This is a genomic window from Protofrankia sp. CiP3 (assembly GCF_917627345.1).
Classification (GTDB): Bacteria; Actinomycetota; Actinomycetes; order Frankiales; family Frankiaceae; genus Protofrankia.
Map to the genome: position 1 here is coordinate 91,035 of NZ_CAKJTM010000006.1, position 14,003 is coordinate 105,037.

The window sequence follows — 14,003 nt, forward strand, 5'->3', positions numbered from 1 at the left end:
GCGTAGCGAGATCAGTACAGCGCAGATGCGCCAACTCGTCCGGGGCCTGTACAGCGTGTCATGACCGTCGACCCGTACGTCGATCCTGAAACAGGGATGCGGTGCAACCGCCTCGGCGTCGGCTGCCCTCGACGCTTGTGGGTTACGGGTTATCGATCTTCGCCAGAACCTCCCCGTTCCATCGGTGTGTCAGAGGTTCTGGATATCGATCACGATTGAGTCGCTTGACGAAAACACCGAGCCGACGTTCGGCGGTCACCTGACCGAGGCGCGCGTGCGGGATGCACTCACCGACTGGCGCGGTCCCGGTTCCGTGGACAGCGGACCTGAAGGTCACTGTCCACGAAAGCGGGAACCCTCCACGCGTTGGCGGTCCCGAGCGCATGGGCTCTATAAGAGCGACCGGCAATAGGGACGCGGCGTCGCGGGGCTGGGGCACGCACCTCGCTGCATCACTCCCCATCCATCGCTGCGCGATGCACGGGTACCCCGGCTTGTCGGTCGACACCCCAAGGACCAGGGTGACTCCCTCCTCCGCCTGGCGATGTACGTGCCCCAGCCCCGCTCCTTGATCCACGCCCCTATTGCCGGGCGCTCTAAGCCGCACGAGTTCGAGCAACGAAGTCGGCTGAGAACAAAGCCTGCAATCCGTTAGAGTTTACGTATCCGGGGACTGCTGGTCGACGGTCGCAGACAGGTGGTTCTCGTGAACGATCTCACCGACGCCAACGAGACGCTGTACGGGTGCGCGTCGCTTCTCCTTATCCTCAGTCCGGTGATCGTCTGGTTCTCAGTCACCTTCAGCGTTTCGGCCAGACTCGGAACCGTCGCGGCAACAGCACTCCTGTGGCTTCTCCTCGTCATCCTCCTGTTAGCGGCCGTGGCGGCTTCGCCCCGGCCGAGCTCGCCGCGGCAGTCGAGTCGGTTACGTCGGGCCGTACTGGCCTCCGTCATCTGGACGCTGCTAGTGCTGATGGCTGCGGCCACGGCCGGTGGGCCCTGTCTCGCCTGGTTGAAGATCGTCGGATATGTCAGTGACCGACCAGGTGTCGGCGCCCCCGTCACGGACGTGAAAGTTCAGGGGCCGTGCCGCGGCACCGACAGCTCGTGGAGCTCATTCGTTTGGGGGGAGGACATAGTCTGCGACCACGCTTCCTGGCCGGCCGGTCAGCCAACGATCCGCGGCACGCTGCACGGCACAAATGGTGAAACCAGCGCCGTCCACTCAACATTCAGCACCGTCATCACGGCCCACGTGGTCGGAAACAACGCCTACACGGCGAGCCTGTCCAAACCCCTTGCCTCCACCGCCCAGTTGAACAAAACGTTCCCCGCTTGGACGTTACTCGGCCTGCTCTTTCCCCTCGCGGGGATTCCTCTGCTGTACATGGTTCCCTGGTTCAGAAGGTCAAAGCCGGAAAGAAGCACTGACATCGATCGCGTTGAGTCGCCTTCTCCTCCAGGTCCGCAACCGGCCCCGGGCACCGCCGCGGATCCACCTTCCCACGGCGGAAAATCGGCGACCTCGAGGCAGAACCAACCCAGCGCGCTGCCAGCCGGCACCCAGATCACCGAAACCGTTGCCGCCGCCCTGCGTGCGGCCGTCGACGGCCAACCATTCGGGGGTCCGGTCGACACCCGCACTCTGCTGCTGGCACTCATGGACGCCCACGACGGCGAGTGGCACCGCGTCTGGCTGGAATCGGGCGATCCGACGTGGCTACGGGGACTGCTCACCGAAGACCCGGACCCGGGTCCGGGCGGCTCGTGGACGTACATCTGCCTGACCGTCACCTGCACGGCCGCGTTGCAGATCGCCGCGGAGATCACCCGCCGCTGGAATCTGAGGACACTCGGGCCGGGCGCGCTCGCGCTGGGACTTGTCGCCGACCCTCGTTCGGCAGCCTCCCGCGCACTGACCGACGGAGGGCTGAGCCACGACGCCCTGCTCGACCTGCTCCAACGGACGATCCTGGGCGTGACGCTGCGGGGGCTTGGCCAGTACCTCCCAGAGATGGTGCGCGCCCACCAGGGGACCCCGAGTTAGCGCGGATTTGGCGGTCTCCAGCGGCCAATAGGGGGTTTTCGAAAAACTTCAGTGAACTTTAGGGCCGTTGTCCCCGAAAGCGGGAACCTTCCACCGGCATCGTGGCTGTGACGACCATCGGGGCCGACGGCCGAGGTGTATGACCCGCTGCACGCCAAGCCCTACCCGTCAAAGAGCGGTGACGAACTCCTCGATCGACAGGCCCGTGTCACGAATGATCCGACGCAGCGTCCCGACCGGGATGTCACGACCGGGAACAGGAACGACCGGGAACAGGAACGACCGGGAAGCGCCCGTCAGCGTTCCTCAGCATGTGATGGCTTCCCTTGACACGGATCACCTCGAAGCCAAGCTTCTCAAGAACCTTGACCACTTCCCCGCCCGGCAGCACGGGAAGAGGTGGCATCAGGCGACGTCCTGCACGATCGTCAGGACCGGCGGAACGCCGAGCTCCTCGATGACCAGACTGACAGCCTCGTAGAGATCGGCCACGGCGTCCTCGGCAGTGTTACCGAGCCCGTGCGCGCCACCGCTGGGGAACGACGCATGGGCCGTCCAGACACCGTCCTCCCCCTGCAGCAGCTCGTAGGGGATCTGGACCAGCCGCTTCATAACGCTGACTCTACGCCGCCAGCCGCGGGGCTCGGCAGTCTCCAGCGGTCAGGGCAGCACCCGCAACGGCGGTCGCACCCTGGTCGGCGTGGGCTTCCATCGCACGGACCGAGGCTGTCATGGTCCCAGTCGCGAGGTGTCCGACGGACTGACCGCCGAACGAGCCCGCTCGCTGGCGCAGGCGGCAGGGTCTGTGCGCGCCGAGGGCCGCACTGCCGGGGCCGACATCGAGATAATCAGGACGACACCCGGGCGCGGGCCGGGCGCCGTCTTACAGTGTCCGGTAATCGGGTAGAGAACTCACCGGGTGCCCCCGGTAAACCAGACAGGGCTTCTCCGGGACGCCCGGGAAATCCGCGTCAACCCGACAAATGACCAAATGACCAGGGGAGGTCCCGCAGTGGCCGAAGGTGACGTCGTAGCTGTTCTGACGCGCGACCACGATAAGGTCGAAGAACTGTTTCGGAATTACGACCAGACATCCTCGACGACGACAAAGAAGCAGCTGGCGGTAGATATCATTCTTGAGCTGCTCCGGCACTCGGCGGCCGAGGAAAAAATCGTCTACCCTACGGCCAGAAAAATCATCCCAAACGGCGACGAGGTGATCGAGAAGGAAATCGCCCAACAGGCCGCGGCCAAGAGAACCATGACGGCACTCCGTGCCACAAAGCCGACCGACCCCGATTTCGACCGGCTGGTGCACGAGCTGCTGGCGATGGTCGGTGAACACGTGTGGGAGCAGGAAGAGGTCTGGTTCCCGCAGCTGCGCCAACGGATGCCGGCCGACGGTCTTCGCGAGCTCGCCGAACAGGTGGAAGCGATGCATGCGGCGTCGCGGGCACAGCCGGCCACCCCGCCTGCGCCCCAGCCGTCCGCCCAGCCTCCCGTCAGGCTTCTCCTCGGCGCGGGAATCAAGGTTGTCAACCGGGCACGTCACCTGCTGGCCACGCTGACTCGAGTCCTCAATGCCGTCGCCGGATTCGTCCGCAGGCCCGCCGTAGGTACCTGTGCGGCCTGACCGGTGCTCCGCACGGCGCTTATAGAGCGACCGGCAACAGGGATGTGGATCACGAAACGGGAAAAACCGCGGAGAGCTTCCCTTCCGGATCGAGCACGGCCAGGAGCGCCTGGCTGATGGTACCGAGCTGCTCGATCTGGGTCGGGTCGAGCCCGTCGAAGACAAGCCGCCGCACCGTTTCGACATGTCCCGGGGCGGTCGCGGTGAGGACGTCGTAACCTGCGTCCGTAAGCACGGCAACCTGGCCACGCCGGTCGGTCGGGCACCTCTCCCGGCGGACCAAGCCCCGCTCCTCATGACGCGCCACCACATGGGACAAACGACTCTGGGACGAGTTGGTCGCACGGGCGAGCTCGCTCATCCGCATGGAGCGATCGGATGCCTCGGAAAGAATCACAAGCACCGCGTAGGCGGCGTGGGTCATGCCGGCATCGCTCTGGAGCTGTCGGTCAAGAGCATCCGCGAGGAGCTCTGTCGCCGCGAGGAAAGCCCGCCATGTTCGTTGCTCGTCGCTGTCAAGCCACCGCGTTCCGGCCATGGTCACAGCCTAGGGCTCCGGAAGGACCTCCGAGTGCGTGAAAAACCATACGCACACCGCTCAAAAAGTTGCTTGCGCGAACACCGATACGCTGATGAGGTCAAAGCAGCCGCTGGCCCGCCCGCGGCCACCCGGCCACCCGGCCACCCGGCCACCCGGCCACCGACACGACAACCCGCACGACCCTTCCAGGAGGAAACGATGACGTCTCCCACGAACACATCTGACGATCTCACCGGTACCTGGACGATCGACCCGGTGCACAGCCGCCTCGGCTTCGCCGTCCGCCACGCCGTGGTCACCACAGTCCGCGGAGGCTTCGACAGCTTCGAAGGGACGCTGAACCTCAACGGCGCTGAGCCCCTGGCGTCCAGCGCCACCGTGACCATCTCCACCACCAGCATCAACACGGGCAACGCCGACCGGGACGGGCACCTGCGCAGCGGCGACTTCCTCGATGTCGCGCAGTACCCGTCGATCACCTTCGTCAGCAGCACCGCGAAGAGCGGCGGCAGCGACAGCAGCTTCATCCTCAGCGGTGACATCACCATCCACGGCGTGACCAAGCCGATCGACATCGAGATCGAGTTCGGGGGTTCGGCCAAGGACCCGTTCGGCAACACCCGGGCCGGCTTCGAAGGAAGCACAACGATCAACCGCAAGGACTTCGGGATCACCTTCAACGCTCCGCTTGAGACCGGTGGTCTCCTCCTCAGCGACAAGGTGAAGATCGAGCTGGACATTTCGGCAATCAAGTCCGCCTGACCGCAGCCGGGCTCAGCCGGGGTGGGCCAGCCCACCCCGGCCGTTCACAGATCGAGGACGAGCTTCGGGGTGCGGCTGCGGGAGACGCAGACCATCATGAGGTCGGACGCGGCTCGCTCCTCCTCGGTGAGGATGGAATCCCGGTGATCCGGCTCGCCTTCGATCACACCGGTCTCGCAGGTGCCGCAGACACCCTCCCGGCAGGACGACAGCACATCCACTCCGGCCGCTTCCAACGCCTCGAGCACCGACAGCGACGTGGGGACCCGCACCGTCCGGCCGCTCTGAGCAAGAACGACATCGAACTCACTCAGAGCAACCGCGGTCCCGGTACCGGCGATGTCGTCCGCTCCCGCTGAGCGCGGTTGAAAACGCTCGACGTGCAGGCTGCCGGCCGGCCATACCGAGCATCGCGACTCCACCGCCGCCAGCAGCCCCTCGGGGCCACAGCAGTAGACCGCGACATCCGGGCGGGGAATGTCCAGCAGGCTGGCCAGGTCAAGCTGGCCATGAATGTCCTCGGGGTGGATCGTCACGCGGCTCCCGTACTGGGCCAGCCGGTCGAGGAAAGCCATGGACGCATGCCGCCGCCCGCCGTAGACGAGCCGCCACGTGGCACCGGCGGCCTGCGCCGCGTGGACCATCGGCAGGATGGGGGTGATGCCGATCCCGCCCGCGAGGAACAGATACTCCGGCGCCGGGACAAGCTGGAAGTTGTTCCGTGGGGCACTGGCCGTCACCTGGTCGCCGACGTCGAGAACCTGATGCACGTGCCGGGACCCGCCGCGCCCGTCGGGCTCGTGCAGTACACCGATCTCCCAACGCCCGTCGTCGGCGGGATCACCACACAGTGAGTACTGGCGGACCAGCTGGCCGGCCAGGATCAGGTCAATGTGCGCGCCCGGCGTCCACACCGGTAGCGCGACGCCGTCAGGACGGGTGAGCACCACCCGCACCACCGCCTCAGCGACGCGCTCCTTCGCCGCGACAACCAGCTCGAACCGGCCGTCCCCCGGCATACTCGCGGACATTGCCCAACCGCCTTCCCGACGTCGTTCGCGTCTGCCATCCCGCGCGCTGGAGACCCCTGCCACCGGACGCACAGCCCGGCGGGCGTACGCGGCCTCCCGCGGCGCCCGCGGCGTGCACACGGTGCCGCAGAGCAGACTTCCACTTCCGCGGCTGGCATGCCCTGGCTCTATCCTCGCCGCCGTCGGACCACCTAGTGGTCTGTGCAACCCGCCCTCATAATGCCCGCCCTGTCCGTAGTCTGATCGTTACAGATCCCCTCACGCTGACAGGATCATCGTGAGATATGGAGGCGACATGGCACGGGACAAGGGGCAGCGAAAACGGGACCGGGAGAACCGCGGAACCGCGGGGCTGAAGGACTGCGGCACATGCGGCGGCACCGGCAATGTGATCGTGGAAAGGGCTGAGCAAGACGAGGATGGGATCTTCAGCGGCGACCAGCACGAGACCTGCCGGAGCTGTCGCGGCACCGGGAGGATCGGCCGATGAGCAGCGGCCTGGTTCCGCTGCTGGTCCTCCGCTGCCCGGAACACCAGCGGTCCCGACGGCGCGTCGAGGCCGGGCCGAAGGGACCCCGGCCCGGCCATGGCTGCACGCGGTGCCGGACGATATGGGCCGACGGGCAGGGCCCCGATGCCGGGCGCGGCAAGCGGGGTACCGACCCGCCCGGACCGGTCGTCGGCTCCGCCTGAACACACCTCCCTCACAACGTGCCATCATTAAAAGACTCCAACAATAAAAATCCAACTACTTTCAGTAATCTCACTATCCAGTCATCGCCAGCTGACCGGCGAGGTGCGGTGCCCTTGGTAGGAATCGGACCTACGACCTATCGCTTAGGAGGCGATCGCTCTATCCACTGAGCTACAAGGGCGCGTCAGCACGAGCATAGTCGTGACACGGCCGCCTGTTCACGCGCCAGCGCGGGCGACGGGTGCCAGACGCGGTGACGCGGGCGCTCGCCGGGGTGGCGCCTCAGCCCGTCCGGTCAGCCGAACTGGTCAGCCGAACTGCTCGGCGAGACCGACAAGCTCCTTGCACCGCGGGCATACCGGGAACCGCTGCGGATCCCGTACCGGTTCGAACTGGTAGCCGCACAGGGCAGTCACCCGGCCGCCTTCGATGGATGCCCGGACGATCTCCTCATGACGGGCGTAGTGGGCGAAGTCATTACCCTCATCCGTATCGCTGTGGGTGGTCTCCGGTGCGATCTGGGTCGAGCTCATGCACCCAAGTGTAGGACGTCGCGCCGCGGCCTCCGACCCCCGATCGAGCCTGGCCGGCCGCCGATCGGGCCGGACCACACCTCGACGCGCGGGCGTACCCTGGAGCCTGGACGAAGGAGCCCGGTGACTGGACTAATCGACAGTACCGAGATGTACCTCCGCACCCTCTACGAGCTGAGGGAGGAGGGCATCCCGCCGCTGCGTGCGCGCCTGGTAGAAAGATTGCACGTCAGCGCCCCCGCGGCCAGCGAATCGACCTCGCGGCTGGCAGGCGAGGGGCTGGTCGCCCTCGCCGACGACCGCACTGTGCAGTTCACCGAGAAGGGGCTCGCCCGCGCGACCGCGGTCATGCGCAAGCACCGCCTGGCGGAGCTTCTCCTCACCCGGGTGATCGGCCTGGACTGGCCCCTGGTGCACAACGAGGCGTGCCGATGGGAACACGTGATCTCCGACGAGGTGGAGATGCGGCTCACCGACATCCTTGGTGACCCGAAGAGATGCCCGTTTGGCAACGTCATCCCAACTGGCTCGTTCGACCGCCCGGCCGGGCCGCGGCCACCGGCACCACTGAGCCTGCTGGCCGCCGCGGACTTCGCGGGCTTCCGGGCGACCCCGGTGACGGTCAGCTGGATCTCCGAACGGCTCCAGACAGACGAACGCACCATGCGCCAACTGCGCGATGGCGGGGTGATGCCAGGCGCCACGGTAATCGTCCGCGGGCAGGGTGACGTCGTCGAAGTCGTGTCCTCGGCGCAGGACCCGGCGTGTGACGAGCCAGCCACCATCGAGCTCTCGCGGCGGGGCGCGGGGCTCGTCTATGTGGAGCGGGCCCCCGAACGGGACGTGATCATGGCGTGAACCCCGCCAGGCGCCCCCGGTCTCACTCACCCGGCCGGACCGCCCCGGCGAGCCTCGCCCACCAGACGTCCTCGATGCGGACGACAGTGCCTGTGCGCGGTGCGTCAATCATTTTCCCGGCGCCGATGTAGATCCCGACGTGGTGCAGATCAGCGCCGAAGAAGACCAGGTCGCCCGGCATGAGCTCGCTGGTGGAAACCCGGCGTCCCTCGTTCCACTGCGCACCGGTGTAGTGGGACAACGCGACGCCCGCCCGCGACCACACCCACTGGGTGAGCCCCGAGCAGTCGAAGGCGTCCGGGCCGGCTGCCCCCCACATGTACGGTTTGCCGAGCTGCGCGCGGGCCGCGGCGACCGCGACCGCCGCACCACCGGCACCCACTGCGGGCGGCGGTGGCGGTGGCGAGACCGGGGTGTCGGTGAAGCCGCGGCCGGCGTTTTCGATCGCTCCACTGACCGTGCGTAGCTGCTCCTGTTCGGCGGCGGCCTGCTGAGCACGGGCCGCGGCGGCTTGCGCGGCTGCCTGCTCACGGGTACGAAGGGCCGCGGCCTCACTTTCCCGTGCCTGCCGGACAAGATCGTCATGGTGAGCGATCAGTTCGTCGAGCAGAGCCCGCTGTGCCGCGACCGATGTCTCGATGCTCCGCTTCTGTTCCTCGAGGGAGGCAACCTCACGATGCCGCTCGTCGAGCGCCAACCTGGCTGCGGCCCGCGCATCATCAAGATCATGACGAGCCGACCGCAATTGGATTTCGGCCGCCCGGCCGCGGCGGGCAAGCGCGTTTATCGCGCCCGCCCGGTCCAGCGCTGTCGCGGGGTCACCGGACAACAGCACCCTCAGCTGTTCGAAGTCACCGGCCTGATAGGCGATGAAACTGACGGCACGGCGTTTTTCCTGAGCCGCCCGCACAGCGTCGTCAGCGAGCCCGACATTGTCCGTTGCCCTTGCCGCGGCCTGTTCAGCCGCGGCGAGGCGCAATCGTCCCGCATTGAATGCCTCCGTGACAATCTCGGTCGAATCAGCCAATTCGGTCAGGCGCCGCTGAACGCCCACAATGTCGTCCTCGATCTTGGCGATGCCGTCGGCTCTGGCCGGGACGGCGACGGCCGGTACCAACATGGCCCCACCGGCGGCGGCAGCGAGTAGTCCCCTGGCGACAGGCATGCGCACGAACACCCGCCGCCGATACCCGGGGGCGGCGGACAGCCATCCACACAACCGGACAAAATGGTATGAAAACCAACGAATATTATTATTACCATCTGCATCTGAATGACTACACACAGGCAGGCACGGTAACTCCTGACGGCAGTAGCATCACGCAAACGCGCCGATCGACACGGAGAGCCACACAAGACGCCATGCGCAGCCATCTGATCAAACCACAGGCCACCCAATTCGGCGATTTCACACGTCAGAAACAGAAAAGCTACCAATTAGCAACAGATCCTATCGACCCTTCGGCCGAAGGATCCGGGACGGCGGACATGGCCGCGAACCGGGGCTCGCGTGGTCCGCGCAGGCGTGCGGAGCGATCGACAGGAGAGACATGAACCCAGATCAGCTTAAAGAGCTCCAGAACGGGATAGCCAGCGCGGCGGGTGTCGGCAGCACCGCCTGGATTCTGGCCGCCTCGGCCCTTGTGCTCCTGATGACGCCCGGCCTGGCGTTCTTCTACGGCGGAATGGTGCGCTCGAAGAATGTCCTGGGCATGCTCATGCAGAATTTCTTCTGCATAGGGGTTGTCAGCGTCCTCTGGGTACTGATTGGTTACAGTATCGCGTTTGGTGGCAGCAACCAGATATTTGGTGGGTTCCATTTCGCATTGCTCAACCACATGAGCGAGGCGGTTCCCGGCTACGCCGAGACCACACCCTCGCTCGCCCAGGTGATCCCACCGATCGTCTTCGTCGCCTTCCAGCTCATGTTCGCAATCATCACGCCAGCGCTGATCACCGGCGCCACGGCCGACCGCTGGAAGTTCGGCGCCTTTGCCGTCTTCGTTACAATTTGGTCACTTGTCGTGTATTCACCGATTGCGCACTGGGTGTTCTCGCCCGAGGGGTGGCTGTTCAAGAAGGGCGCCGAGGACTTCGCCGGCGGCACGGTCGTCCACGCGAACGCCGGCGCCGCGGCCATCGCCGTGGCCCTTGTCCTCGGCCGGCGCAAGGGCTGGCCGGGCACCAGCTTCCGACCGCACAACCTTCCCTTCGTGCTGCTCGGCACCGGGCTGCTCTGGTTCGGCTGGTTCGGGTTCAACGCCGGGTCCGAACTCGCCGCCGACACCCGCTCCGGGTTCGCCTTCGTCAACACCAATACCGCGACTGCCGCCGCCATGCTCGGCTGGCTGTTCGTGGAGAAGATCCGTGATGGCAAGGCCACCACGCTCGGTGCCGCGTCCGGTGCTGTCGCCGGTCTGGTCGCCATCACCCCCGCCTGCGGCTTTGTCTCACCGGCCGGTTCGATCGCCATCGGTCTCATCGCCGGTGCTGTCTGCGCCCTGGCTACAGCGATCAAGGGCAAGGTCGGCATCGACGACGCCCTCGACGTCGGCGCCGTCCACCTTGTCGGTGGCGTGCTCGGCGCCCTGCTGATCGGGTTCTTCGGAACAGGTGATGTCGCTCCCGGTTACAGTGTGGACGGCATCTTCTACGGCGGTGGCGCCAGCCTGCTCGGCAAGCAGGCACTCGCGGTCGTCTCAGTGGTGGCCTACTCGTTCGTCGCGACGTTCATCATCGCCTTCGCCATCGACAAGATCTACAAGATGAGGCTGTCGCCGGACGAGGAGCAGGAGGGCATGGACTTCGTGCTGCACGGCGAGACCGCATACGAGTTCACCTCGCTCGGCGGCGGCTCCACCTCGCTCCTGTCCACGGCCACAAGCACTGAGGAGGCCCAGGCGTGAAACTCGTGACCGCGGTCATCAAGCCGTTCAAGCTGGAGGATGTGAAGGCCGCGCTGGAATCTCTCGGCGTGCACGGCCTGACCATCTCCGAGGTCCAGGGCTTCGGTCGGCAGAAGGGCCACACCGAGGTCTACCGGGGCGCCGAGTACAAGGTCGATTTCGTCCCCAAAATCAAAATTGAGATCGTCGCGGACGACACCGCCGTTGAGGAACTGGTGACCACCATCGCCACCGCCGCGCAGACCGGCAAGATCGGCGATGGCAAGATCTGGGTGCTACCGGTCGAAACGGTCGTACGGGTTCGCACCGGCGAACGTGGATCAGACGCTCTGTAAAATCATGCTCCCACCGCGATGACCAACAGGATTGCCGCGCTGCTGGGCCGGTCCGGCGAGTTCGACGCAACCGTCGGGCCGGCCCTTCGCCGTGCGCTGGTGGACGTGGCCGACAGCGTGTTGCGCGACCTGTTCGGCAACCCGGGAGCAGGCGTCGCGCTGGTCGCGGTCGGCGGCTACGGGCGCGGCGAACCCGCTTTCGGCAGCGACCTCGATCTGTTGCTCGTCCACAACGGCCGGCGGGACGACATCGCCCAGCTGGCCGACGCCATCTGGTACCCGCTCTGGGACGCCGGAGTCGGTCTCGACCACAGCGTCCGAACCGTCGCGGAGGCAGTTGCCGTCGCCGACGGCAACCTGAAGGCGGCCCTCGGTCTGTTGGACGCCCGCGTGGTCGCCGGGGACCACGCCCTGGCGGCCTCCCTGCTCGAGCGCGTCCGCAGCCGATGGCGGGCCCGTGCCCCCCGCCGGCTGCCCGAACTCGCGGACATGGTCGCCGATCGGGCCCGGCGTCACGGTGAGGTCGCCTTCCTGCTCGAACCGGATCTCAAGGAAGCTCGCGGCGGGCTGCGTGACGTCCACGCCCTGGCCGCGCTGGCCGCCGCATGGGTCGCCGAGAAACCGCCCGAACGGGTGCTCGCCGCCTACCGGGTGCTTCTCGACATCCGTGGTGAGGTGCGCAGACTCGCCCGTGGGGGCGAGCGGAACCGGCTGCTGCTCCAGGACACCGCGGCCGTTGCCGCAGCCCTGAGCTACCCCGGCTCGTCGGCGCTCGCCCACGCCACCGCCGACGCCGGCCGCACGATCTCCTGGACGTGGGACGTCACCTGGTACCGGGTCTCGGCCGGCCTGCGGCCGCCCTCGCGCTGGCTCCGGAGCCGCCCGGCCCGCCGTCCCCTCGATGAAGGGGTGGTCGAGCAGAACCGCGAGGCGCAGCTCGCCCGGGACGCGGACCCGGCCGGGGACCCGACGCTGACGCTGCGGGTTGCCGCCGCGGCCGCCCGGGCCGGCGTTCCGATCGGGCGGTACGCGCTCGACCGGCTTGCTCGCGAGGCCACACCCATGCCGACCCCATGGCCGGACGCGGCGCGCGACGCGCTGGTTGCCCTGTTGGCCACCGGCGCGCCCGCGGTCGCGGTCATGGAAGCTCTTGACCAGGTCGGCCTGCTCGTCCGGTTGCTGCCCGAATGGGAACGGGTACGCAGTAAACCGCAGCGCAACCCGTACCACCGCTTCACCGTCGATCGGCATCTGATCGAAACAGCGGCGGCCGCGACCGCGTCGACCCGCGGCGTCGACCGGCCCGATCTGCTCCTGCTCGGCGCTCTGCTGCACGACATCGGCAAAGGCTGGCCCGGCGATCACACCGAAGCCGGCATCGCCGTGGTCGGTGTGATCGCTCCCCGCCTCGGGCTCCCGCCCGCGGACGCCGAGGTGCTGGTCACGATGGTGCGCCATCATCTGCTGCTCGCCGAAGCCGCGACCCGCCGGGACATCGACGACGTCACGACCATCGAGGCGGTGGCGCGGGCCGCCGGCAGCCCCCGGGTGCTCGGCCTGCTGCACGCCCTCACCGAAGCCGACTCGCTCGCCACCGGCCCGACAGCGTGGAGCCCGTGGAAGGCTCGGCTGGTCGGTGAACTGGTCAGCCGCACGATGGCGGTCTACCGGGGCGAGCGGGCGCCCTGCCCGCCCGCGCTCACCGAGCGCCAGCGCCTCCTTCTCGCGTTCGCGGACGAGTACGCGGTGGTGGTCAACCCGCTCCCGGATGACGGCATGTTCGAGATCGTCGTGGTGGCGCCCGACCGTCCCGGGCTGCTGGCCGCCACCACCGGGGTACTGGCTGTCAACCGTCTCGACGTACGCCGCGCGTCCGCCCGCGCTTGTGGTGGCCGGGCCCTGCTGCAGGCGGCGGTCTCGGCGTCGTCGGCGATGGCTGGGCCGGGGCCGGGCGGGGAGGCGCCCAGTCCCGCGATACTGCGCGGCGACCTGCTGCGATCCCTGGACGGCACATTGGACCTGGACGCCAGGATCACGATGCGGGAACAGGCGTATGCACGCCCGCGGGGCGGATACACGCCAGCACCGCCAAGAGTGATCTTCGATGACTCCGGGGCGGACACCGTTGTCGAGATCCGTGCCCCCGACCGCGCCGGAGTGCTGTTCCGGATGGTCCGCGCGCTGTCAGACGCCGGCCTCGGCGTCCGCACCGCAATCGTGGCCACGATCGGTCTCGACGTGGTGAACGCGTTCTACGTGCGGGATGCCGACGGCGAGGCACTGGTCGTAGCGGAGCGCAGGAAGCAGGTGGCGGATGCCGTGCTGGCCGCGCTCCAGCCTCCCTCAGGGCCCGTGACATGACGCCAGCACGACCAAAGATCGCCACAACGCGTGTGACGCAGTTCACAATAGTGATAGGGGGCCAAAAAAATCGCATCGAGCGTGATGGCTATACTCAGAACGCACGTTGGAGGCTTCGCCTAGTCCGGTCTATGGCGCCGCACTGCTAATGCGGTTGGGGGTAACGCCCCCTCCCGGGTTCAAATCCCGGAGCCTCCGCCCCTGACCAGCGGTTTTGTACGAACCGTGGATCTCCCAGGACCCCCCGGGAGATCGCTAACCCCCTCCTGCTGGCACATTGCTGGCACAATCCGCACGATCAC

14 protein-coding genes and 2 tRNA genes are annotated in these 14,003 nt (G+C 67.2%); 9 read left to right on the plus strand and 7 right to left on the minus strand.

Going from position 1 to position 14,003, the window contains the following annotated elements:
* Positions 1-706: 706 nt before the first annotated feature.
* The gene (locus MJ797_RS03890; protein WP_239331893.1) at positions 707-2,047 is read left to right on the plus strand and encodes a hypothetical protein; all 1,341 of its coding nucleotides are present in this window, start codon (positions 707-709) and stop codon (positions 2,045-2,047) included.
* A 244-nt stretch (positions 2,048-2,291) separates the two neighbouring features.
* Here MJ797_RS03890 and MJ797_RS03895 read toward each other — a convergent pair whose 3' ends face one another.
* Positions 2,292-2,453 carry a type II toxin-antitoxin system HicA family toxin gene (locus MJ797_RS03895; protein ID WP_239331895.1) on the minus strand — a complete coding sequence of 54 codons (162 nt, stop codon included), beginning with the start codon at positions 2,451-2,453 and terminating at the stop codon, positions 2,292-2,294.
* Positions 2,453-2,659: a hypothetical protein gene (locus MJ797_RS03900; RefSeq protein ID WP_239309907.1), complete on the minus strand. Its 207-nt coding sequence runs from the start codon at positions 2,657-2,659 to the stop codon at positions 2,453-2,455. Before MJ797_RS03900 ends, MJ797_RS03895 begins: the two co-directional genes overlap by 1 nt.
* Positions 2,660-3,059: 400 nt before the next feature.
* Here MJ797_RS03900 and MJ797_RS03905 point away from each other — a divergent pair, with 400 nt between their 5' ends.
* The gene (locus tag MJ797_RS03905) at positions 3,060-3,680 is read left to right on the plus strand and encodes a hemerythrin domain-containing protein (RefSeq protein ID WP_239331897.1); all 621 of its coding nucleotides are present in this window, start codon (positions 3,060-3,062) and stop codon (positions 3,678-3,680) included.
* 49 nt (positions 3,681-3,729) lie between these two features.
* On the opposite strand, the gene MJ797_RS03910 is transcribed toward MJ797_RS03905, so the two are convergent.
* Complete coding sequence (locus MJ797_RS03910) at positions 3,730-4,218, minus strand: MarR family winged helix-turn-helix transcriptional regulator (protein WP_239331899.1); 489 nt, start codon at positions 4,216-4,218, stop codon at positions 3,730-3,732.
* 201 nt (positions 4,219-4,419) lie between these two features.
* Between MJ797_RS03910 and MJ797_RS03915 the strand changes: the two genes are divergently transcribed.
* On the plus strand, positions 4,420-4,983 hold the full coding sequence (locus MJ797_RS03915; protein WP_239331901.1) for a YceI family protein: 564 nt from the start codon (positions 4,420-4,422) through the stop codon (positions 4,981-4,983).
* Between the two features lie 44 nt (positions 4,984-5,027).
* Here the strand turns inward: MJ797_RS03915 and MJ797_RS03920 are convergent, their stop codons facing one another.
* Positions 5,028-6,014: a PDR/VanB family oxidoreductase gene (locus MJ797_RS03920; RefSeq protein WP_239331903.1), complete on the minus strand. Its 987-nt coding sequence runs from the start codon at positions 6,012-6,014 to the stop codon at positions 5,028-5,030.
* 486 nt (positions 6,015-6,500) lie between these two features.
* On the opposite strand from MJ797_RS03920, the gene MJ797_RS03925 reads away from it, so the two are divergent.
* Positions 6,501-6,707, plus strand: a complete 207-nt coding sequence (locus MJ797_RS03925; RefSeq protein WP_239331905.1) for a hypothetical protein — start codon at positions 6,501-6,503, stop codon at positions 6,705-6,707.
* A 109-nt stretch (positions 6,708-6,816) separates the two neighbouring features.
* Here the strand turns inward: MJ797_RS03925 and MJ797_RS03930 are convergent.
* Positions 6,817-6,889: transfer RNA gene (locus MJ797_RS03930), tRNA-Arg, on the minus strand.
* A gap of 127 nt (positions 6,890-7,016) precedes the next feature.
* The gene (locus MJ797_RS03935) at positions 7,017-7,241 is read right to left on the minus strand and encodes a DUF3039 domain-containing protein (RefSeq protein WP_239309901.1); all 225 of its coding nucleotides are present in this window, start codon (positions 7,239-7,241) and stop codon (positions 7,017-7,019) included.
* A 123-nt stretch (positions 7,242-7,364) separates the two neighbouring features.
* On the opposite strand from MJ797_RS03935, the gene MJ797_RS03940 reads away from it, so the two are divergent.
* Positions 7,365-8,099: a metal-dependent transcriptional regulator gene (locus MJ797_RS03940; protein ID WP_239331907.1), complete on the plus strand. Its 735-nt coding sequence runs from the start codon at positions 7,365-7,367 to the stop codon at positions 8,097-8,099.
* Between the two features lie 22 nt (positions 8,100-8,121).
* On the opposite strand, the gene MJ797_RS03945 is transcribed toward MJ797_RS03940, so the two are convergent.
* Positions 8,122-9,264 (minus strand): NlpC/P60 family protein, encoded by a 1,143-nt coding sequence (locus MJ797_RS03945; RefSeq protein WP_239331909.1) that lies wholly within the window; start codon positions 9,262-9,264, stop codon positions 8,122-8,124.
* Positions 9,265-9,649: 385 nt separating this feature from the next.
* Between MJ797_RS03945 and MJ797_RS03950 the strand changes: the two genes are divergently transcribed.
* The 4 genes from MJ797_RS03950 (at position 9,650) to MJ797_RS03965 (ending at position 13,899) form a co-directional block, all read left to right on the plus strand.
* A complete protein-coding gene (locus tag MJ797_RS03950) occupies positions 9,650-11,005 on the plus strand; it encodes an ammonium transporter (protein WP_255738281.1) in 1,356 nt (451 codons plus the stop codon).
* Positions 11,002-11,340, plus strand: a complete 339-nt coding sequence (locus MJ797_RS03955) for a P-II family nitrogen regulator (RefSeq protein WP_239331911.1) — start codon at positions 11,002-11,004, stop codon at positions 11,338-11,340. The genes MJ797_RS03950 and MJ797_RS03955 overlap by 4 nt, the downstream gene beginning before the upstream one ends.
* A gap of 18 nt (positions 11,341-11,358) precedes the next feature.
* Positions 11,359-13,701, plus strand: a complete 2,343-nt coding sequence (locus MJ797_RS03960) for a [protein-PII] uridylyltransferase (protein WP_239331913.1) — start codon at positions 11,359-11,361, stop codon at positions 13,699-13,701.
* Between the two features lie 108 nt (positions 13,702-13,809).
* Positions 13,810-13,899 (plus strand) — tRNA-Ser (locus MJ797_RS03965).
* Positions 13,900-14,003: the final 104 nt, after the last annotated feature.

Bases quoted from the DNA above. Each gene is read 5' to 3' on its own strand.
- MJ797_RS03895 (WP_239331895.1), bottom strand. From the start codon at position 2,453: ATGCCACCTCTTCCCGTGCTGCCGGGCGGGGAAGTGGTCAAGGTTCTT.
- MJ797_RS03900 (WP_239309907.1), bottom strand. From the start codon at position 2,659: ATGAAGCGGCTGGTCCAGATCCCCTACGAGCTGCTGCAGGGGGAGGAC.
- MJ797_RS03910 (WP_239331899.1), bottom strand. From the start codon at position 4,218: ATGGCCGGAACGCGGTGGCTTGACAGCGACGAGCAACGAACATGGCGG.
- MJ797_RS03915 (WP_239331901.1), top strand. From the start codon at position 4,420: ATGACGTCTCCCACGAACACATCTGACGATCTCACCGGTACCTGGACG.
- MJ797_RS03920 (WP_239331903.1), bottom strand. From the start codon at position 6,014: ATGTCCGCGAGTATGCCGGGGGACGGCCGGTTCGAGCTGGTTGTCGCG.
- MJ797_RS03925 (WP_239331905.1), top strand. From the start codon at position 6,501: ATGAGCAGCGGCCTGGTTCCGCTGCTGGTCCTCCGCTGCCCGGAACAC.
- MJ797_RS03935 (WP_239309901.1), bottom strand. From the start codon at position 7,241: ATGAGCTCGACCCAGATCGCACCGGAGACCACCCACAGCGATACGGAT.
- MJ797_RS03945 (WP_239331909.1), bottom strand. From the start codon at position 9,264: ATGCCTGTCGCCAGGGGACTACTCGCTGCCGCCGCCGGTGGGGCCATG.
- MJ797_RS03950 (WP_255738281.1), top strand. From the start codon at position 9,650: ATGAACCCAGATCAGCTTAAAGAGCTCCAGAACGGGATAGCCAGCGCG.
- MJ797_RS03960 (WP_239331913.1), top strand. From the start codon at position 11,359: ATGACCAACAGGATTGCCGCGCTGCTGGGCCGGTCCGGCGAGTTCGAC.